The sequence below is a fragment of the Plantibacter sp. Leaf314 genome, from assembly GCF_001423185.1.
Lineage (GTDB): Bacteria > Actinomycetota > Actinomycetes > Actinomycetales > Microbacteriaceae > Plantibacter.
This window is the reverse complement of sequence record NZ_LMOB01000001.1, coordinates 2,327,281-2,346,672: the sequence shown is the minus strand read 5'-3', so window position 1 is coordinate 2,346,672 and position 19,392 is coordinate 2,327,281. Positions and strand designations below refer to the sequence as shown.

The window sequence follows — 19,392 nt, the reverse complement described above, 5'->3', positions numbered from 1 at the left end:
GGTTACCGCCGCAGCTCGAAACTGGTCTGGCCGACCTTGACGGGGGTGTCGAGCGGGATCTGCGTCGGGACGCTCACGCGCTTGCCGGCGAGGAAGGTGCCGTTGGTGGAATCCAGGTCCTGGACCATCCACTCGTCGTTCCAGAGCATGAGGCGTGCGTGATGGGTCGAGGTGTAGTCGTCGCGGATGATGAGTCCCGAATCGGCCGAGCGGCCGATGGTGATCGGCTCGCGTCCGAGGGGGAGTTCCGTGCCCTGCTTCGGACCGGAGACGATGACGAGGCGGGACGTGTTGTCGACCGTCGCACGCGCGGGCGTACCGCTCGAGCCGCTCGGCGCCGGTCGGCTGGGAGCCGGCGCGGTCGCCGCCCGCATCGGTTGCGGTGGCGTGGCCGGCGCGCCGTTGGACGACTGCGGTTGCGGCTTCCGGGTGCGCGGACCGAAGAGGTCGGTGCGGAGGGCGTAGACGATGCCGAAGACGAACGTCCAGAGCAGGAGCAGGAAGCCGATGCGGAGGACCAGCAGGGTCAGTTCGCTCACGCGCCGTCTCCCCACGAGTCGCTGAAGGACGACACGTCGTGACGCCGGGTCGCGTCGCTCATCCGTCGGTCCGATCCGGCGGCCTGGGCCACGACCCGGAACACGATCCGGGTGCGGCCGATCTCGATGACGGCGTCGGGGGAGAGTGCCGCCTGACGGAAGGGTTGGCCGTTGAGCTTCGAGCCGTTCGTGGAGCCGAGGTCGCGCGCCTGTCCGGCGTTGCCGTCCCAGAGGATCTCGACGTGCTTCCGCGACGTGCCCGTGTCGGGGATGGTGATGTCGGCCTCGGTGCCGCGGCCGATGACGGTGCGGGCCTGCGTGATCGGGTAGCGCTTGCCGCCGATGTCGAGGACGGGCGCCCAGGTGACGGAGCCCTTGAGGTTGACGCTGTCGATCTGGACGAGGCCGTCGGGCAGGGAGCGGTCGCCGGACAGCCGGATGGTCACGGCACCGGGGAAGGAGTAGCCCTGGCTCTTGGCGTGCTTCTGGACGAGCGAACCGAGCTCGTCGATGAGCGAGGGCCCGATGGCGTCCATGCGCTCGAAGTCGGTGGGGGACATGCGGACGGTGAACTTGTTGGGCACGAGGATGCGGTCGCGGGAGACGACGGCGGCCTTGGTGTCGAGCTCGCGTCGGAGGGCGCTCGTGATCTCGACCGGCTGGAGTCCGGACTTGAAGGTCTTCGCGAAGGCGCCGTTGACGGCGCGTTCGAGTCCCTTCTCGAAGTTGTCCAGAATGCCCACGGTCTCTCGATTCGTGTCGGTGTCCTGGCAATGTTAGACGGTTTGGCTGTACAGGAGGCCAATCGACGCCGGTGCCGACGCCAGGTGTTCACCCGCTCGGCAGGCCGGGATCGGGCCCCGTGGAGGAGCATCGTGGCGGTTTCGTGCCGCTCTGGCGCGGATCTCCGGTGTTCTCCGTCGTGGGTTCCGCGTGCTATCCTCGATAAGTTGCCGCGAGAGCGGTGACGTCTGGTGTCTCGCGCGAGTGGCGGAATTGGCAGACGCGCTGGCTTCAGGTGCCAGTGCTCGAAAGGGCGTGCGGGTTCAAGTCCCGCCTCGCGCACCAGGGTGGGTTCACGTAAAAACCCGAATCAGTTCATGAAATGCGAGTTCGGCGGTTGCCTCGGTGAAAACCGAGGCAACCGCCGCTTCATTTTCGGGCCTCAGCGTGGTTCGTGACTGAGTTCTGCTGCAGGACGCGTCCGCACAGTCGGCGACGGCTCGAACAACAGTTCCGTGATTGATACCGGGACCCGCAACTCCCGAGTGATCGGCTCGAAGGTGGGGGTGGTTTCCCTCCTCATGTGGTGGAGTTCGCGCCAACGTTCGGTGATGACGTGAGTGACTGAGCGGACGACCTTCTCCTTCTTGAACTTCTCCGAGAGCTCGTCGGCTGCTTTCGTGAGATGCTCACCGAACGCATCGGACCATTGCGCGGCACGCCACAGCCGACCGCAAGCGGATGGACTCCGGGTCGGGGCCAAAGCTCTGAAAGTTCTGGAGCGTGAGTCTTTCCAGGAACATCGTGCTTTTCTGCGGTGCTGTCGGGGAGATCAGGGGGTACGTGATGCTTGCAGGTACGTGAGCACTGCTTTCACACGCCGGTTCTCATCTACGGGGCTCAGGCCGAGCTTCTGGAAGATGCGTCCGACGTGCTTCCCGACAGCGGGGTCGCTGAGCACGAGCTTCTCGGCGATGGCGGCGTTTGATTGGCCGTCCGCCATGAGAATGAGGACTTCGGTCTCCCGGGGCGTGAGCGTATCCAACGGGCCGGGGTGTGCGCTGCTGAGGAGGTGCTGGACCACATGAGGGTCGATAGTCGTCCCCCCGCTGGCGATGTTCTGCAGTGCGCCGGCGAAGTCACGCACCCGGTTAATGCGGTCCTTGAGCAGATACCCGACGGCACCTTCGGGCAGTGTGAGGAGACGGCGGGCGTTCGTGTCCGCGAGGTACTGCGAAAGGACGAGGATCGGCTGGTGCGGGTGCTGCTCCCGGATGCGAAGGGCGGCCTGCAGGCCGTCGTCCTTGTTCGCGGGTGGCATGCGGACGTCGGTGATGATGATGTCGGGAGCACTGTCCAGTCGCGCGTACGCTTCCTCCAGCTGGGGTGCCGTCTCGGCGGCGCCCACCACCGTGTGGCCCAGCCGCTCGAGCAGAGCGATGAGTGCTTCACGCAGTAGCGCTGAGTCCTCAGCGATCAGTATTCGCATGCAAGGCGTTCCCTTCTTCGGGTAGGGGGAGGTCCATTCGCAGGACGGTGGGTCCGCCGGCGGGGCTTGTGACTTTCAGATGACCGTTGAGAGCCTCTGCACGTTCGGTGAGTCCTCGTAGTCCGGTTCCGTTCCGTTTGTCGGCACCGCCTGTTCCGTTGTCGGTCACGGTGACGATGAACGTCTTGCCATCGGTGCCGGTGGCGACCACGGCGGAGGAGGCGGATGCGTGCTTGGCGATGTTCGTGAGGGCCTCTGCGACCAGATAGTAGACGGTGGTCTCGTGTGCGGCGGGGAGGTGAACGCTGGGGTTCCCTTCGACGGTCACTCGAATGTCGCTGCGCTCAGCGAGCTCCTCGAGGGCCGCGCGGAGTCCGTAGTCGGTGAGTACTGAAGGGTGGATCCCGCGGGCCGTGTCACGGAGGGTCGTCATCGCATGCTCCGCCTGAACCTGGGCTTCGTCGACCGCTCGCAATAGCTGAGTGGTGTCAGTGCCTCTCGCGGCGAGCTCGTCCACTTCGAGGCCGATCATCCCCAGTCGTGCGCCGAGTGCGATGAGTTCTTGCTGTACGCCGTCGTGCAGGTCCCGTTCGATGCGACGGCGCTCCGCGTCTGACGACTCGGCGAGGGCACGGCGCGAGTTGATGAGACGCTGGATGTTCGCGTCGACGCCGCGTGCTTTCGGCCCGCACAGGAGTCGCAACACACATGCTTGGCCAGTTGCGAGACACGCGTTGATGTAGCCGAACAGGATCAGCACGACGAGGGTGATGAGCGCGACTGGCCACCAGTTTGTGGGGGTCATAACCCCTTCGGCGTCTCCGAAGAACTGGGTCGGTGTGGGTCCGGTGATACCGGCGGCAGCGACCATGCCGAGCGCCAGAAGTGTGATGGTCTCGAAAAACAGCACGATGAGTGCGAGGAGAGCGCAGACAAGGTCCCAGATGAGCGCCAGTGCCTCGCGCCACGTCGCACGTTCTGTGAGGCGGATGTTGATCCAGTGGTGACGCTCGCTGGTATCGACCGCGGCGTGTTCGCTCATCTGCACGGGGAACCCGAGGAGGCGTGTGCGTCGGCGCTCCATGGATCCGAGGACGAGACCCCAGAATGGCAACAGTAGGAATGTTAGAATCACAAGCGGGACGAGAGCTGCTCCAACGAGCACACTCAGCATCAGGTAGATGAGTGCCCGCCACGGCCAGCGGCTGAGAACGAAGCGCCACGGGGGCAACCTCATCGCCTTCCACACGTGACCCGCCGTCGTCATGGGTCCAGCCTAGGGATCCCCCACGCCGGGCATCGCCAGCGGCACCGAAAGGTATAGCCAGCCCTACCTCGAAGAGTAGGGCAGGACTCATCGTGCGGGTGCCCAGGGCTGAGGTTCGATGGACGTCAGGCGCCACCCACCAGGAGGAGTCAGCCAGGAACGCAGCGGAAGGAGATGCCATGACAGACAGCCGATGTCAGGCATCGTCAGCGCTCGGGGCCTCAGCGACAAAGCCGGTGCGGGTCGCCCGGACCAGTCAGCCACGTGAGGCCTGATGTACCGCAATCACTCCATGCTGCGGTTGCAGCACTGCACGCCCGGCGAGGCGTACTACGAACAGTCGACCACCGCTGCATCGGGTCGCCACTTCTCACACCCCGCGCCCCCCACCTGGTCGCTCTCGAAGTTCGGCCCATGGGCGACGCTTCACCCGGACGATGGTGGCGTTCTCCCGCGCCAGGGGTGGAAGGTACACGTCAGCACTCGCCCGGAGCAGGCGCGAGACGCGCTCCGCATCGTCGGCGACATCTGCGTCGAGCGTGGTGTCCCCTTCAAGTACCTCTCTGACGAGACCGAACTGCGCCGAACCAGCATGAAGTACGCCAACCGTGGGTCGGCAGGCAAGTTCATCACTGTCTTCCCCCGCACCGATGAAGAATTTTGCGAACTCCTGCCACTGTTCGATGAGGCTCTTCGCGGATTCGACGGCCCATACATTCTGTCGGATGTGAAGTTCGGCGAGAGTCCCGTCTACTTCCGTTACGGCGCCTTCTTCCTGGACCGCTTCGAGCATGCGGACGGTTCGGCGGGCTACGCCATTCAGAGCCCAGACGGAGAGAAAGTTCACGACAGTCGCGCCGCCGTCTTCACGCTGCCGAGCTTCGTTGATCCCCCGGCCCTGATCCGTGAACTTGTCGAAGAGCGACTCAGTCCGACGCCGGGGGTGCTGGAAGAACTTCTGCATCCGTACGTCGTGCGCTCCAGCTTGCATTTCAGCAATGCCGGCGGTGTGTACCTTGCTGACGCCGGATCGAGTCAGGTGGTCTTGAAGGAGGCGCGGCGATGGTCGGCGTACAGCTCGGACTCCGCCGACGCGACCTTGCGGCTGCGGAGTGAACACCGGGCTCTGAAGCATCTCGCCAGCGTGGGTGCCGTCGTCAATGCCATCGAGTACCGGGTTATCGGCGACCATGAGTTTCTCGTCGAGGAGTACATTCCCGGGCTCACGCTCCAGTCCTGGGCAGCCAGCAACTATCCGTTCAGCACGGAGGAGACTGTCCTCGCCGACTACGCTGCACGAGCTCTGCCACTCGCCCGGCAGGTGATCACCGCGGTCGATCAGATTCATGATGCAGGCTGGAGCATTCTCGACCTGCAGCCGAAGAACATCCTGGTCGACGGCGACCGTGTCCGACTCATCGACCTCGAAGCCGCCCGTGAGATGGATGCCTCGGCGGTCGGCAGTATCGGCACCCCGGGCTTCATACCCCACGCGCAGACTTCGAACCGTGACCGCGACAGGTACGCGCTCGCTGCCGTTGTCCTGCACTTGTTCTGGCCGTCGCTGGCCGGGGCGTTCGACCCGTCCGTGCTGACCTACCGGGCACAGAAGGTTGCGGAGCAATTCCCGGAAGACGTCGCGGACGTCGTCAACACCTTGGTCGACGCTGTGCCCCTGGACGCGATGGCAACGTCGCACCCGTACCGCCACGCCACAGGCCTTGCTCTCACTCCAGGTAGACAAGTCTTGGAGCAGGTGTGTAACGGCATCGAAGGAACCCGACGTGACGGACCCCGCCGATTCCCCGGGGACGCGACACAGTTCGCAGACGGAGCCAGCGCCTTGCTGAACATCGAGACGGGAGCCGCAGGCGTGATCCTCATGCTCGCAAGAGCCGGCCGCGACGTCACGCAGGACCGCAGATGGTTGAGCGCGCGCCTTCGAGAAGTGGACGACATTCCGTTTCACGGTCTCCTCCGCGGAACCGTGGGCATCGCGGCCGCACTCGCCCAGCTCGGCGACACTGCAAGTGCCGAAGTGATCCTCGCGGCTGGAGAGGTAAGCGCCGACCCCGGACTTGACTTATCCGTGCGGAGTGGCTTGGCAGGCACGATCCTCGCTCTGTGCGATGCTGCCTTCGCGGACACGGACTCCGCTCGCGACATGCGCGACCGATACGCCTCGTTGCTCGCCGCCCGTGTCACAGGCGGAGGGGACCTCCGTAGCCCTCACTCGGAAACCGGTAACACCATCGGGTTGTTCGACGGGTGGTCGGGTGTCGGAATGGTCTGCCGCCAGCTCGCGGAAGTCACCGGGGACGCCTCCTGGGATCACCTGATGCACCTCTGCTTCCAGCGCGAGCTGCAGCAGCTCACCGAAGCGGACAACGGGACCCTTCGAGTGGACTACTCGCGTGTCTCCTACGGCTACCTGTCGGAGGGTGCCGCGGGGATCGCGTTCGCTCTCGCACAGTGCGCGCCGACCCACTACCGGGACGAGATCGCACGACTCGCTCAGACGGTCGACGGCATCATCAGCATGAACGGCGGCCTGTTTCGGGGGACTGCTGGCATCGCCTGCGCGCTCCTGTCCGCTCCGCTCTCTTATGGGGGCAGCGAACGGGTCCGGTTGATGTCCTTCACCGCCGAGAACTTCCTCTTCCGTGGGAGCGACCCTGACGCGCTGGTGATGCTCGGAGACAACGGATACCACCTCTCCGCGGACTACTCCACGGGAGCTGCCGGCTACGTCGGCGCGCTCCTCGCCTTATTCGAAGAGAACCCGGACGACTGGTTCCCGGTGACTCTTCCCAGACCACTTGACGATGACATGGAAGGAGGTGAACACAATGAGCGCATTGCTTTCTTTGCAGGGCCTGTCGAACGAGTCCGGGCCTGAGGTCGGTGTCTTCGGATCCGGCATCAGCATGTGGTGTGACGGCGACAACAGCGGTATCAGCATCTCCTGCGGACCGAACTGATACACGGACGTGTGGGGCGCGCGGCGACGCGCGTCCCACCCTTCTTCTACGAAAGGGCAGCACATGCTCACAGCAGCCGGACTCGGGCACACGTTCTCGAACGGGCGGGTGGAGACGCTCGCGCTTGACGGTGTCAGCTGCGCATTCGAGCCTGGTTCGTTCACCGCCATCATGGGCCCGTCTGGCTCCGGGAAGTCCACCCTCCTCTACTGCCTCGCCGGTCTCATCCGCGCGTCAGCGGGATCCGTCGCCTTCGACGCCACGGAATTGACCACCGCGAAGCAACGTCAGCTCGATCTTCTCCGACGTGACGAGTTCGGTTTCATTTTTCAGAGCTTCAATCTCATCGATGCTCTGACAGCGTTGCAGAACGTCACACTGCCCTCCCTCTTTGGGGGACCGGCGATACCGCGTGAGCAGGCCGTGAATGCCCTGGCCAACGTTGGGCTCTCGGAGAAGGTCAAGTCGTACCCGGCAGAGCTTTCCGGTGGGCAGCAGCAACGCGTGGCCATCGCACGCGCCCTCGCTCAGACCAGGCGCGTGATCTTCGCCGATGAACCGACGGGAGCGCTGGACCGCAAGAGCGGTTTCCTGGTGATGGACCAGCTTCGTCGGTTCCGGGACGTCGGCACTGCTGTTGTCATGGTCACTCATGATCCCCAGATCGCTGCATACGCCGACCGGGTCCTGTTCCTTGTCGACGGGCGACTCGTGGACACGATGGACGCCCCGACAGCGGAGGCCGTCAGCTCTCGCATGACGGGGCTGGAGAGCGCCGCGCGATGACTATGGCTCAGCAGCTGCCCGTGTCTCTGGCGTTCGTGCGTCGCCATCGAGCGGCGTATGTCGGAGTCGCCATCCTTCTCAGTATCGCCACGGTCGTCGCGACTGCGGAGATGGTCTTGTTCACCGGCCTTGCAAGCGGGCAGGCGGTCCGGATCGATTCGATGTCGGAGTTCGATGCCCGCGTCGTTCGGGCCGCTGTCAGCGCATCGCAGGGCATCCTGCAGGTCATGTGCTTCACCACGGTGGTGATCGCACTCGTGCTGGTCTACTTGGGCTTCCGGAACATGCTCGCCTTGCGGCGCAGAGAACTCGGCCAGCTTCGTCTCGCAGGAGCGAGTGTGTTGCGCGTTCGCGTGTTGGTCACCGGTGAGGCGTTCGTCTTCGCCACGTTGGTCGTGATCCCGAGTGTCCTCATCGGTGGGCTGCTCGCCCACCCCTTCTATCTCCTGCTCCAGGCCGTGGGCGTGTTCGGGAAGACCCTGCGGGTGGATTTCGGTTTCCCGGTCCTCACTCTGGGCCTGGTCGCGGGAGGGATGATCCTCTGCTCTATGGTCGCCGCGTGGTTGAGCCTTCGCTCCAAGCAGACCAACGATGTTCTCGCCGCTCTCGAGGCGTCTGCGACGGGCACACAGGGCAAGAAGATGAGCGCGATTCGTATCGTCATCGCAGCCGCGTCCGTCGTCGGGCTCGCCGCATTCCTCATTTTCATGCCGGATACCGGGAGTGAGAACCCTGTCGCCTCAATCATCGTCCCGCTGCTGATCATCTTCCCCCTCGGCGCACTTGCACCAGTACTCGTTCCGGTGGTCGCGCGAGCGTTGGGCTGGCTCCTCAGGCCCCTGATCGGCGGCTCGGGTGTCCTCGTCGCGCAGCGCGCCTCCCGCGACTCGCAACGGTTCGCATCCAACGTCCTCCCGCTGCTCATCCTGATGGGCGTCATGGGCGGGTTCGCCATCGGTGCAGGGCCTGATCAGGCGACCATGCAGGATGACTATCACTCCAAGCTGGATGCCGACCTCATCGTCGAGCCGTCATCCGTCAAGGATGCCGACACCGTCACCGGCGACATCGGGAATATGCAGGGCGTGAACGCGGTGGTACGTTCCGCAGCAACTACCCGGCTCATCGAGCAGGGGCGCGCGGACGGCACGTTCCTCACCGTTTTCAACTTCGTAGACCTCGACGCTTACCAGGACGTCTTCGAGACGGACGTGACAACAGGCGACTTCGACAGCGCCGGTGGCGCGGCCGTCGTCTCCACACGGGAGAGCGACACGGTCGGAGACACCGTCACGGTCGAGGCACCGAGCGGAACCACGGCCACCCTCACCGTCGCCGCCGTCATCACCTCCCGGATCTACACCGGACTCCTCGTCGACTGGGAGATGCTGCAGACCCTGGACCCGGAGGTGTGGGACATCCGTGTGTTCGTGAGTGCGGACTCCGCCGCCGTCTCCGACATCACCGCGCGCGTCGACGACCTCGCCCCGACGATGACGAAAGACGAGTTCATCCAGACGCGTGTCGAGCTTCGCCAGAGCAACGCCGCCACCGGAAACATCGCCTTGTTCGGCACCATCTATGGTCTCGCCATCGTCGCCATGATCCAAGGCCTCACCGCGTCCGTCATGAATCGCCGGGGCGAGTTCCGACTCCTGAGCCTGCTCGGGATATCCCGCGCTCGGACGATAGGCACACTGTTCTCAGAAGCCCTCGTTCTCATCGTGTCCAGCGGTGTGCTGCTTGCCGGCGCGTTCGCCTTCATTGCATGGCGATATCTCGCGCAAGACCCGACGAAGATGGCCACCGCTGTCGGCGCCATTCCATGGGGCGACATCGCTCTCACGTTTGTGGGTATGGGTCTCCTTTTCACCGCCACAGTTTTCATCGCCGCAGTGGTCGCGACCAGGAACACCCAGCGATGATCCGAAGCAACACCCTCCGAGACTTCATCCGACGCCATCGTTGGCGACTCGGAGGACTGGTGGCGCTGTCCCTCGTGGGGGCGGGGCTGGGGCTTGCCCAACCGTTGCTGCTGCAACAGCTGTTCGATGCCTTGACTTCCGGGTCAGTGCCGCTTCCTGCGGTGCTGATCCTGACTACGGTGGTTGTCGCTCAGGCGTTACTCGCCGGGGTGGAGTCGTATGCTCTTGCTCGCACCGCACACGACCTCATCCTCGAACTGCGGACACGCGTGTCGGCACGCATCGTGTCGTTGCCAATGAGTCGCGTGCAACGGGTGCCACAGGGTGAGTTCCTCTCTCGAATGATCTCCGACACCGCCGCCTCATCATCCGTTCTGACGACGGGTGTATTCAAACTCCTTGCTGCGGTCGTCACCTTCGCGGTCGCGGCCGTCCTCATGGCCACCATCGACCCGATTCTGTTCGCTCTGTCGTTGGTGATCACCGTTGTTGCTACGGTGCTGTCCACCGTCATGGGGCGACTGGTGCGCTCAGCGTCCGGGAGAACTCAGGCGGCGACCGCGACGCTCGCAGGCAGCTTCGAACGCACGCTGACTGCGCTGCCGCTGATCCGAGCCTACGGAGTGGGCCGACAGCAGCTTGCCCTCATCGCAGCCGACGCTAGTGACGTCAGGACGAACGCAATCAAGGTGGCGCGGTTGGGTGCATACATGCAACCAGTCATGACCCTCGCCACCCAAGCACTCCTCATCGTCACGCTTGCTCTCGGTGGCGTCCGAGTCGCTGAGGGCAGCCTGTCACTCGGAGGGCTGATCGCGTTCATGATGTACCTCATGATGATGGTCGGACCGGTCTCTCAGGTCGGTTCGACGTTCGTGAGCATTCAGACGGGACTTGCGGCGATAGACCGCGTCGATGAAATTGTCTCCGCGCCGCAAGAGAGCGATCTCCTGTCGGATGGCACTCATACCGACTTGGGGTGCGCGGGTGAGGTGCTCGTCGAACTCGAGAGCGTTACTTTCGAGTATCCGCAAGCGTCGGCCGCGTCGGCGACTCGCATCGGGCCGCTCGATATCACGATCCGTGACGGTGAGCACGTCGCTCTCGTGGGCCCGTCCGGGTCTGGGAAGTCCACCGTGTTCGCTCTTCTCGAGAGGTTCTACGAACCCAGCAGTGGCACCATACGGATGCGTGGAGTGCCGGCTCACGACGGCCCGCTCGGCGATTACCGAGCTCGTATGGCGTGGGTGCCGCAGAACTCGCCGCCGGTGGGAGGAACCGTTCGAGACAATCTCGACATCGAGCACCGCGGCCTTCCGGACAGTGCGCTCTTGCAGACGTTGGCGGACGTGGGGCTGTTCGCCAGCATAGGCGGGGACGTCCTCGACCGACCTGTCGCAGTGTCAGGTAGCAACCTCTCAGGAGGTGAGCGGCAGCGGCTGGGTGTTGCCCGAGCGTTGCTCTCTGACCGAGAGATGCTGCTCCTTGACGAACCGACATCGAGCCTTGACGCCATCTCCGCCGAGGGACTGTCGTCGCTGCTGCGGGAGCGTGCGCAGGCGAAGACCATCGTTATGGCCTCCCACCGTCTGGCGGAGGTACGCGACTTCGACAAGATCATCGTGATGGAGCACGGACGCATCGTGGACGTCGGTGCGCACGACGAGCTCCTCGACAGATGCGAGCTCTACCGGACACTGTGCGCGCAGCAACACGTTCCTGCGTGAAGGCGACGTTCATGGCAGCATGAGCACACGACCCGGGGCTTAGCGTGGAAAGCGCCAAAACCCCCTTCTGCGAGCCCTACTCCCGACTGGGATCGCGGATTTCATGAACCCTCCCACCAGTGGATGTGATACGAAGGCCCCCGAGGAATCGGGGGCCTTCGTCGTGTCCGGGATCGCTCAGCGCGCGGGCTCCCGTCGCTCGCGGACGCGTTGCACCTCGAGGACGACGACCGCGATGCCGACCGCAGTGGCCGTTGCGAGCACGGTCACGACCGGGAGGACTGCCGACGCGAGGACGACCGCCGCAGCGACGAGGAACAGCGCGGAGGCGCCGATGGAGATCCGCCCGCGGAGGAGGACGAACCACACCGCGACCATGAACACGGCGACCGGCACCGTGAGCGCGAACGAGGCGTCGGCTGCAGTGAGATGCTCGCCGGCTTCGGTCAGGAGGTCGAGCTCGACCTCGATCCCGGCCGAGACGGCTCCGGCGGCGGCGAAGACGAAGTAGTGCGCGTACCCGAAGGTGAAGCCCTGCCGTGCTGACGTCAGCCGGTCCGCCTGCTCGCGGCTGAAGTACATCCACCACATGCCGGCCGCGAGGACGATCCCGGCGACGGCGAGGCCCACGAGACCGTCGATGCGCCGGTCGGTGTTGGCGGCGTCGATGATCGCGTTCGCCGAACCGAGCAGGCTCTCACCGAGCAGGATCAGGGTGAAGAGGCCGTACCGTTCCGCGACGTGGTGGGGATGCCACGGCGTGCGATGGACCCGCTCGGCCCACACCGGCACCAGCACCTCGAGGAGCATGGCCGGCCAGAAGGTCCAGAACTGCCCCTCGACCGGCAGGGCCAGGCGGGCCACCCAGAGCACCTGCACCAGGCTGATGCCGATGGCGAACCGGAGGGCGACCGCCCGCTGCTCCGGGTCGGACAGCGCGAGCCGGACCCATTGCGCCACCATCGCGAGGCGCATGATGACGTAGCCGACGGTGATGATCGCCCAATCACCCTCCACCATGGCGTAGTGCACGCCGGCCGCGAGCACGAGGACGCCCGCCATCTGCACAATGGTCGTCAGCCGGTAGAGCCAGTCGTCGGTGTCGAACGCGGAGGCGAACCAGGTGAAGTTCATCCACGCCCACCAGATGGCGAAGAAGATCATCGCGTAGGAGACGGTCGTCTCCGCGGCATGACCCTCGACGATGCCGTGGTGGAGGTTCTGCGAGGCCTGCGAGACGGCGACGACGAAGACGAGGTCGAAGAGCAACTCCAGAGGACTCGCGACGCGGTGGCCCTCACCGGGGTCGCGGCCGGACATGCGGAGGAGGCCCAGTCGGTTCAACATGGTCTCAGTGTGCCGCCTCAATGGATGCCAAGGGGACTTGACACTCCCGGGGATGACAAGCACACTTGACGCATGTCAGGTTTCCTTGTCACTCCGGTCCCAGCCGTCGAGGTGCCCCGGTGAGGCCCGCGACCGGCGGACGCGAGGGTCACGGCCGCGAAGCCTTCCGGCGGCTCGCCACGATGAGTGCCCGCGACGTGCTGAGGAATCCCCTGACCGGGGTCTCGATGTGGTTCATGACGGGCATCATCCTCGTGATCTACGTGTCGATGTGGCTGGCGTTCGTCGTGCTCGGGCCCGCTCCGGTCGCCTCGGTGGATGCTGCGGACCCCCGCATCGCGTCCGCCCTCGAACGGGCCGGCGTCCGCGTGGTCGCCGAGGACGCACCCGAGCGGAACACCGTCGTGACGGTCGTCGATGGTCAGGCGCTGGTCGTCCTCGACGCGTCCGACCAGGCCGCCTGGGATCCGATCTGGCTGGGCCTCCGCGATGCGGGCGTTCGTGCCGACGCCGTGACCGTGGTGGACGACGAGGGCGACGTCGAGCTCGACCCCCTGCAGGAGAACCTCGGGATCGTGGTGCTCGTCGGGGTCGCGAGCGTCGCGTTCATCGGGACGACCGTCCCTCTGGTCGCGATGCGGGAGCGCGGACTCCTCCGTCTGCTCGGGACGACACCGCTCCGGCGCTCGACCTTCCTGCTCGCGCAGCTCCCGCTCCGCGCGTTCGTCGCGGTCGGCGTCCTGCTCCTGACCGCCGGGGTCGCGGTGTGGCGCCGGTACGTCGACGGGCTCGACCTGCTGACCCTCGGCACGTCCTTCCTCCTGGGGACGACGATGTTGTTCGCCGTCGCGCTGGCGTCCGCCGCCCGATCGCGGAACGCCGAGGCGACCCAGCAGACGATGGTGATGGTGACCCTCGGACTCGTCTTCGCGTCCGGAGGGCTGCTGCCGCAGGCGATCCTGCCCGCTGCGGTGCAGGTCGTCATGAACTGCCTGCCGACCACCTGGTTCGTGGCCGCCACCAGCGCCTCCCTGACCGGGGCCGAACCCTTCCTGCCCGTGCCGGCGCTGTGGGGGCTCATGGCCGTCGTCACCGTCGCCGCCGGGGCGCTCGCCGTGCGGCGGTTCGAGTGGGATCAGTCCGAACGCCGGCCGGGCGCGACAGAGACATCAGAGACATCCGAGACATCCGACACACGAAGCGAGGTCACAGCATGAGAGCGAACACCGACCGGGGATCGACCCCGCAGGAGCGACGAGCGTCCCTGCGGTACCTGTGGGAGATCGCGGCCGGGGCCATCGGCTTCCTCGTGACCTTCCTCTTCCTGCCGGAGATCGTCCGGACCGAACCGGGCTCCGCCGCAGGCGTGGTCGTCGCGCTCGTCCCACTCGTCCCCGTGGTCTGGATCGCGGTCGCGCTGATCCGCCACGTCGGCCGTGTCGACGAGCTGCAACGCGGACTCCTGCTCCTGAGCCTCGCGATCGGGTTCGGCGCGGCGATGCTGATCAGCCTCGTGATCGTGTTCCTCTCGACCGCGGCGATCGTCGTGGATCAGCCCGAGTGGTGGGTGTTCATCGGCGGGATGGCGGTCTGGGGCGTCAGCATCGGCGTCCTCTCGTTCCGGGCGAACCGATGAAGAACGACGTCCGCGCACTGCGCACCGAACGCGGATGGACCCAGGTCCAGTTCGCTGAGGCCCTCGGGGTCTCCCGGCAGACCGTGAACGCCCTCGAGACCGGCCGCTACGACCCGTCGCTGCCCCTGGCGTTCCGTGTCTCCGCCCTCCTCGCGCGCCCGATCGAGGAGATCTTCTTCCCGGGCGAACACGATGCCCCGCCGTCTGGAGGACGACGATGAACGACCACGCCAGAGCTGTCATCACCGTCGATCGGCTCAGCAAGCACTATGGAGACCGGACCGTCCTGCGCGACGTCTCCCTGAGCGTCCGGGAGGGCGAGGTGTTCGGACTCCTGGGGCCGAACGGTGCCGGGAAGACCACCACGCTGGAGACCATCGTCGGACTCCGGCGACCCAGCGCCGGAACCGTCCGGGTGCTCGACCACGACCCCGCGAGCGACCGCCGCTTCGTGACGGAGCGCCTGGCGGTGCAGCCGCAGGCCGCCACGCTGTTCCCGACGCTGACCGTCGCGGAGACGCTCGAGCTCTTCGCCTCGTTCCACGCCCGCGTCCGCCCGCCCGAGGACGTCCTGGACGAACTCGAGCTCGGCGACGCCCGCCGGGGGCGGGTGAAGCACCTCTCCGGCGGGCAGGAGCGGCGCCTGCTCATCGCCATCGCCCTGATCGGCGACCCCGAGATCGTGGTGCTCGACGAACCCTCCGCCGGACTCGACCCACAGGCTCGCCGCAACCTGTGGTCCATCATCCGGCGCCAGCAGGAACGTGGCACCACGATCCTGCTGTCGACGCATCACATGGACGAGGCCACGCAGGTCTGCGACCGGATCGCGGTGCTCGTGGACGGGTCGATCGCCGCCATGGGGGAGCCGGAGACACTGGTCCGGGAGCACGCCTCCACGGCGACCGTGACGTTCGAGATCCCCGATGCGACCACGGTCGCCGAGTTGCAATCCCACGACATCCCCGGTGCGATCACCGTGACGGCGAAGGGCGCGCTCAGCCTCGTCGAGGTCGTGACCGACGATCCCGACGCCGTCCTCCGCAGACTCACCTTCTCCACCGGCCTCCGGCCGCGGGGGTTCCGCGTCGCGCACGGCTCGCTGGAGGACCTCTTCATCGACCTCGCGAACCGCCCGCGATCCTCGGCCGAGGGCGAGCGGGCGCACGAGCGGTGAGCACGAGCACGATGCAGACGTTCCGGTCGCAGCTTCGGAGCTTCACCACGGCCCACGCGCGCGACCTCCTCCGGGACCCGAGCTCGGCCATCATCCTCGTGGCCAGCTTCCTCGGCTTGATCGGGTTGCTCTGGGTCGTCGACGTCATCGTGGCGGGAGCCGGTGGAGCCCCGGCCGGGGTACTCGAGCGCGGCCTGCCCCTGGTGGCGACGACCGGGCTCATGGCGGTCGCATTCATGCTCACCACGGTCCCGCTCGTCCGGCATCGCGGTACCAGCCTGCTGCGCGCCCTGTCGACGACGCCGGCGCGTCATGACGCGTACCTGCTCGGGCACCTGCCGATCCGCCTCGGCGTGGTCGTGGGGCAGACGGTCGTGATCGTCGCCCTCGCGGCCTGGACGTCGCCGGAGCGTCCGCTCGGCGACCTCGTGGCCGTCGCGGTCACGGTCCTGTTCGGCGGTGCCATGCTGCTCGGGCTCGGATACCTGCTCGCCACCCGGCTGTCGAACCCGGATGTCGCGATGCAGCTGACGTACCTGCTGCCGATGCTCGCCCTCGTGACGTCCGGGGCGCTCTTCCCGCTCTCGGTCCTCCCCGAGTGGGCCGCTGGGATCTTCCGCGTCCTCCCCTCGACGTGGATCGTCGGCACGCTCGACGCGATCCTCTCGCAGACGCCGCCACCGGCACCGCTCGCGGTGATGTGGGGGCTCCTGGCGGCCTGCGCGCTCGTGGCGGGTCTCGCCGTCGGACGACTCCACCGCTGGGGTGGGCGCGAACGCCTGGCGTGATGCCGGCGGCTCAGGACCGTCGCGGTGGCGCCGTCGACTCGCGGACGATGAGCTGCGAATCCAGACTCGCGACCGACCGCGGGGCGGCACCGGCCATGGCGCGCACGAGGACCTCGACCGCGAGTGATCCGCAGCCGGATCCCCGGGACACGACCGACGATAGGGTGAGGACCCGTGACGGACGCCCTTCCCCCTGAGCACCGCGAGACGACGCCTCGCGGGGTCCTCGTCTCCGTCGTCGCCTCGTTCCTGTTCGCGGCGCTGTTCTTCCTGCCGCCGCTGCTGGAACCGTTCGAGGCGAACGAGATCCTCGCCTGGCGGGTGATCGCCACGGTGCCGGTGCTCGCCGCACTCGTGGGTGCGTTCGGCTGGTGGCGGGACGTCCGCGACATCGCGCTCCGTCTCGCTCGTCGCCCGCTCCTCGTCCTGGTGATCGTGCTCGACGGGCTCCTGCTGTCGGTGCAGCTGTGGTTGTTCGGGTGGGCACCGCAGACCGGTCACGGACTCGAGCTCGCGCTCGGGTACCTGCTGATGCCGCTGGCGATGGTCGTGGTCGGCGTCGTCCTGCACCGGGAACGCCTCGCCCCACTGCGCATCGCCGCGGTGGCCGCTGCGGCCGTCGGGGTCACTGCGGCGATCGTGGTCGCCGGCGGACTCTCGTGGGCGACCGTCGCCGTCGCGCTCGGCTACCCGGTGTACTTCGCGATCCGTCGCCGGGCCGGGCTCGACTCCATCGGCGCGTTCTGCTTCGAGCTGCTCGTCCTGGTGCCCGTCGCGGTCGTGCTCGCCCTGCAACCGTCGTCGCTCGATGTGCTGGCCGCGCACCCGCAGCTGGGGTGGGGGATCCTCCTGCTCGGCGTGATCGGCGGCGTCGCCCTCGTGCTCTACCTCGTCGCGAGCCGCCTGCTGTCGTTCGGCGTCTTCGGGCTGCTCAGCTACCTGGAACCGGTGCTGCTGGTGCTCGTCGCGGTGCTGCTCCTCGGGGAGTCGCTGACGCTCACCGACGTCTTCGTCTACGGGCCGATCGTGCTCGCCCTCGTGCTGCTGGGCCTCGAGACCGTGCGCCGCCCGAGCCGCTGAGTGCAGGCCCACCATCGGCGCGTCGCCGCGAACCTGGGAAGTCAAGCCTGCAGGCGCCTTCCACTCGGCCGCCTAGCCTGAGGGCATGGTTACGAAGCATGCTCAAGCAGTGTCGCTCGAGTCGCCGTTCCCACGTGTCGAGGACTCGGCCGAGCGTCATCATGTCGTCCCGATCGGGACCCGCCAGTGGCGGATCTCGAACGACGCCGACCCGTCATCGCCCGAATGTCGACTCGCCTACGTGGAGGCGCAGGGCACCGGGTACGACGTCCTCATCGTGGCGCCCAGCCCGCCCGAATGGCTGCACGTCGACACCTTCGACGAGGCGAAGCGGGCCGCCGTCCGGCGCCCAACGCTGCTGCTCTGACTCGCTCTACCAGCGTTCATTCGCCCATGTTTGGGCGACGGAGTGCTCATTCGCCCAAGCATGGGCGAATGAAGGGGATGCGCGAGCGGCTGCTCAGCTCGCGGGCGCTGCGAGGTGCCAGTAGGTGACTCGCGCGCCCGGATAGGTCTCGGTGATCGCGTTCGTCACAGAACGGTAGTGGCTGTCGAGTGTGTGGCCGGCGAAGTACACCTGCCGGTCGGCACCATCACCGACGATCCTCGTCACGATGCCGGTGTGATCCTCGTCGCCGGAGTCGTCCCAATCGAACTGGACGATGTCGCCGAGCTGCAACGCGCTGAGGTCGGTGGCGGCGAGTTCCGTCGCCCGTTCGGGGTGGGCCCGGAGATAGCGCTCGAACAGTGTCGAGCTCACCCACGCGTCCGAATACTCGTGGTCGCCGTCGGCATCGGTGTCGAACGACCAGCCATCGTCCATCTGCCACCCACGAGCGATGAGTGACTGACTGGCGAAGTTGACGCAGTCGGAGTCCGGCAGCGCGCCGTACTCGGCGTCGTTGTAGGCGTTCCAGTGCGCGTGCACGTAGTCGAGCTGCGCCTGGATCGACGCGTCGTCGGAGCGCTGCTCGATCTGCTCGGGTGAGCATCCCGACAGACCGATCGCCGCGGCAGCCACGGTGGCCGCAACGAGCGTGGCGCGGAGGCGCCGTGTGATTCCCGAGCCGATCATCAGACCAACGTTAGGCGTGCCCTGCTGGGGGATCCGTGTGGGTCGGTCCGTTCGACATGATGGCGCGGGGTCGTCGATCGGCCGCGGCGAGATCTGAGATCATGCAGTGTCGCCCGGATGGTACGCGATCCGTCGTGTCGCCATCTGCAGCACGACGCGGTTGCCTGCTCCGGGAGCAACCGCGTGAACCGGGCCCGGACGAAAGGGCACTCCGTGATCCAACACTCGCCGCCGTCGACGAATCGACCTCCGCTCGGTGGAGGCCTGGTGACCGTGATCATCGCGGCGGTCGTGCTGCAGCTCGTCGGCTACGCGGCACCGCTCGCGATGATGATCGCCGGCGCCGCTCCATTCGCGGCGGCCGTCGAAGCCGAGCTGAACGCTCGAGGGTTCACCGGTGAAGACCTCCTCGAGGACGGGTTCATCGACGAGTCGATGCCCTCGCCTGCAGAAGCTCGTGCCCAGGCGAACGCCACGCTCACCGTGGCCTCCTCCCTCATCCCGTTCAACACGATCATCAGTGAAGAGGGCGAATGGGATGAGTTGGCGTGCTCTTCAGCTGCTTCGGACGGCAGCGAGGTCTCCTTCGCGCGCTCGATGAAGACGTTCGAGGTCGCTCCGGGCACGAGCGAGTCGAGCGAGCAGACGATCGCCGACTTCTTCGCCGACGAAGGCTGGCCGGTCTACCTCGGTGGTACCGACGAGCCGACCTGGATCAGCTTCGACCTCTCGGAGTCGGCCGAGGCGATCGACCTGCAGAGCTTCGACGACGCCCTCGGTGTGCAGGCGTACACCGAGGGGGCCCGGGAGTACGTGGTGCTGATCTCCGATGAGGGCTGCTACCGCTGACGG

General features: G+C 66.4%; 18 protein-coding genes and 1 tRNA gene. 13 read left to right on the top strand and 6 right to left on the bottom strand.

Annotation, left to right across the window (positions count from 1 at the left end; translation table 11 throughout):
* Positions 1-2 precede the first annotated feature (2 nt).
* Together ASF68_RS11065 and ASF68_RS11060 are read right to left on the bottom strand one after the other, a co-directional pair.
* A complete protein-coding gene (locus tag ASF68_RS11065) occupies positions 3-539 on the bottom strand; it encodes an FHA domain-containing protein (protein WP_056010178.1) in 537 nt (178 codons plus the stop codon).
* Positions 536-1,282, bottom strand: coding sequence for a DUF3662 and FHA domain-containing protein (locus ASF68_RS11060; RefSeq protein WP_056010176.1), 747 nt, complete (start codon positions 1,280-1,282; stop codon positions 536-538). Before ASF68_RS11060 ends, ASF68_RS11065 begins: the two co-directional genes overlap by 4 nt.
* Before the next feature lie 238 nt (positions 1,283-1,520).
* Between ASF68_RS11060 and ASF68_RS11055 the strand changes: the two genes are divergently transcribed.
* Positions 1,521-1,607: transfer RNA gene (locus tag ASF68_RS11055), tRNA-Leu, on the top strand.
* A 487-nt stretch (positions 1,608-2,094) separates the two neighbouring features.
* Here the strand turns inward: ASF68_RS11055 and ASF68_RS11050 are convergent.
* Together ASF68_RS11050 and ASF68_RS11045 are read right to left on the bottom strand one after the other, a co-directional pair.
* Positions 2,095-2,751: a response regulator transcription factor gene (locus tag ASF68_RS11050; RefSeq protein ID WP_056010174.1), complete on the bottom strand. Its 657-nt coding sequence runs from the start codon at positions 2,749-2,751 to the stop codon at positions 2,095-2,097.
* On the bottom strand, positions 2,732-4,018 hold the full coding sequence (locus ASF68_RS11045) for a histidine kinase (protein WP_082498580.1): 1,287 nt from the start codon (positions 4,016-4,018) through the stop codon (positions 2,732-2,734). The genes ASF68_RS11050 and ASF68_RS11045 overlap by 20 nt, the downstream gene beginning before the upstream one ends.
* Positions 4,019-4,310: 292 nt before the next feature.
* Between ASF68_RS11045 and lanKC the strand changes: the two genes are divergently transcribed.
* The 4 genes from lanKC to ASF68_RS11025 all read left to right on the top strand — a co-directional run bounded on the left by lanKC (position 4,311) and on the right by ASF68_RS11025 (position 11,437).
* Positions 4,311-6,917, top strand: coding sequence for a class III lanthionine synthetase LanKC (gene lanKC, locus ASF68_RS11040; protein ID WP_162239357.1), 2,607 nt, complete (start codon positions 4,311-4,313; stop codon positions 6,915-6,917).
* A gap of 145 nt (positions 6,918-7,062) precedes the next feature.
* Positions 7,063-7,785, top strand: coding sequence for an ABC transporter ATP-binding protein (locus tag ASF68_RS11035; protein WP_056010168.1), 723 nt, complete (start codon positions 7,063-7,065; stop codon positions 7,783-7,785).
* Positions 7,786-7,805: 20 nt separating this feature from the next.
* On the top strand, positions 7,806-9,710 hold the full coding sequence (locus ASF68_RS11030) for an ABC transporter permease (protein WP_162239356.1): 1,905 nt from the start codon (positions 7,806-7,808) through the stop codon (positions 9,708-9,710).
* A gap of 59 nt (positions 9,711-9,769) precedes the next feature.
* Entirely contained in the window at positions 9,770-11,437 is a 1,668-nt protein-coding gene (locus ASF68_RS11025) for an ABC transporter ATP-binding protein (protein ID WP_056010164.1), read from the top strand.
* Between the two features lie 177 nt (positions 11,438-11,614).
* On the opposite strand, the gene ASF68_RS11020 is transcribed toward ASF68_RS11025, so the two are convergent.
* Positions 11,615-12,784, bottom strand: a complete 1,170-nt coding sequence (locus ASF68_RS11020; protein ID WP_235526790.1) for a low temperature requirement protein A — start codon at positions 12,782-12,784, stop codon at positions 11,615-11,617.
* A 119-nt stretch (positions 12,785-12,903) separates the two neighbouring features.
* On the opposite strand from ASF68_RS11020, the gene ASF68_RS11015 reads away from it, so the two are divergent.
* The 7 genes from ASF68_RS11015 (at position 12,904) to ASF68_RS10985 (ending at position 17,832) form a co-directional block, all read left to right on the top strand.
* A complete protein-coding gene (locus ASF68_RS11015) occupies positions 12,904-14,001 on the top strand; it encodes an ABC transporter permease (protein WP_056010162.1) in 1,098 nt (365 codons plus the stop codon).
* A complete protein-coding gene (locus ASF68_RS11010) occupies positions 13,998-14,420 on the top strand; it encodes a hypothetical protein (RefSeq protein WP_056010160.1) in 423 nt (140 codons plus the stop codon). The genes ASF68_RS11015 and ASF68_RS11010 overlap by 4 nt, the downstream gene beginning before the upstream one ends.
* Positions 14,417-14,641 carry a helix-turn-helix transcriptional regulator gene (locus ASF68_RS11005; protein ID WP_056010156.1) on the top strand — a complete coding sequence of 75 codons (225 nt, stop codon included), beginning with the start codon at positions 14,417-14,419 and terminating at the stop codon, positions 14,639-14,641. Before ASF68_RS11010 ends, ASF68_RS11005 begins: the two co-directional genes overlap by 4 nt.
* On the top strand, positions 14,638-15,597 hold the full coding sequence (locus tag ASF68_RS11000) for an ABC transporter ATP-binding protein (RefSeq protein WP_056010153.1): 960 nt from the start codon (positions 14,638-14,640) through the stop codon (positions 15,595-15,597). Before ASF68_RS11005 ends, ASF68_RS11000 begins: the two co-directional genes overlap by 4 nt.
* Complete coding sequence (locus tag ASF68_RS10995) at positions 15,594-16,385, top strand: ABC transporter permease (RefSeq protein ID WP_056010150.1); 792 nt, start codon at positions 15,594-15,596, stop codon at positions 16,383-16,385. Before ASF68_RS11000 ends, ASF68_RS10995 begins: the two co-directional genes overlap by 4 nt.
* A gap of 174 nt (positions 16,386-16,559) precedes the next feature.
* Complete coding sequence (rarD, locus tag ASF68_RS10990; RefSeq protein ID WP_056010147.1) at positions 16,560-17,465, top strand: EamA family transporter RarD; 906 nt, start codon at positions 16,560-16,562, stop codon at positions 17,463-17,465.
* A gap of 85 nt (positions 17,466-17,550) precedes the next feature.
* The gene (locus ASF68_RS10985) at positions 17,551-17,832 is read left to right on the top strand and encodes a hypothetical protein (RefSeq protein WP_157580308.1); all 282 of its coding nucleotides are present in this window, start codon (positions 17,551-17,553) and stop codon (positions 17,830-17,832) included.
* Between the two features lie 93 nt (positions 17,833-17,925).
* On the opposite strand, the gene ASF68_RS10980 is transcribed toward ASF68_RS10985, so the two are convergent.
* Positions 17,926-18,540, bottom strand: a complete 615-nt coding sequence (locus tag ASF68_RS10980) for an amidase domain-containing protein (protein ID WP_056010141.1) — start codon at positions 18,538-18,540, stop codon at positions 17,926-17,928.
* Positions 18,541-18,807: 267 nt separating this feature from the next.
* Here ASF68_RS10980 and ASF68_RS10975 point away from each other — a divergent pair, with 267 nt between their 5' ends.
* Positions 18,808-19,389, top strand: a complete 582-nt coding sequence (locus tag ASF68_RS10975) for a hypothetical protein (RefSeq protein WP_056010138.1) — start codon at positions 18,808-18,810, stop codon at positions 19,387-19,389.
* Positions 19,390-19,392 lie beyond the last annotated feature (3 nt).

Coding starts and splice junctions, on each gene's coding strand:
- ASF68_RS11050 (WP_056010174.1), bottom strand. CDS start 2,751: ATGCGAATACTGATCGCTGAGGACTCAGCGCTACTGCGTGAAGCACTC.
- ASF68_RS11045 (WP_082498580.1), bottom strand. CDS start 4,018: ATGACGACGGCGGGTCACGTGTGGAAGGCGATGAGGTTGCCCCCGTGG.
- lanKC (WP_162239357.1), top strand. CDS start 4,311: ATGCTGCGGTTGCAGCACTGCACGCCCGGCGAGGCGTACTACGAACAG.
- ASF68_RS11035 (WP_056010168.1), top strand. CDS start 7,063: ATGCTCACAGCAGCCGGACTCGGGCACACGTTCTCGAACGGGCGGGTG.
- ASF68_RS11020 (WP_235526790.1), bottom strand. CDS start 12,784: ATGTTGAACCGACTGGGCCTCCTCCGCATGTCCGGCCGCGACCCCGGT.
- ASF68_RS11010 (WP_056010160.1), top strand. CDS start 13,998: ATGAGAGCGAACACCGACCGGGGATCGACCCCGCAGGAGCGACGAGCG.
- ASF68_RS11005 (WP_056010156.1), top strand. CDS start 14,417: ATGAAGAACGACGTCCGCGCACTGCGCACCGAACGCGGATGGACCCAG.
- ASF68_RS11000 (WP_056010153.1), top strand. CDS start 14,638: ATGAACGACCACGCCAGAGCTGTCATCACCGTCGATCGGCTCAGCAAG.
- ASF68_RS10985 (WP_157580308.1), top strand. CDS start 17,551: ATGGTTACGAAGCATGCTCAAGCAGTGTCGCTCGAGTCGCCGTTCCCA.
- ASF68_RS10980 (WP_056010141.1), bottom strand. CDS start 18,540: ATGATCGGCTCGGGAATCACACGGCGCCTCCGCGCCACGCTCGTTGCG.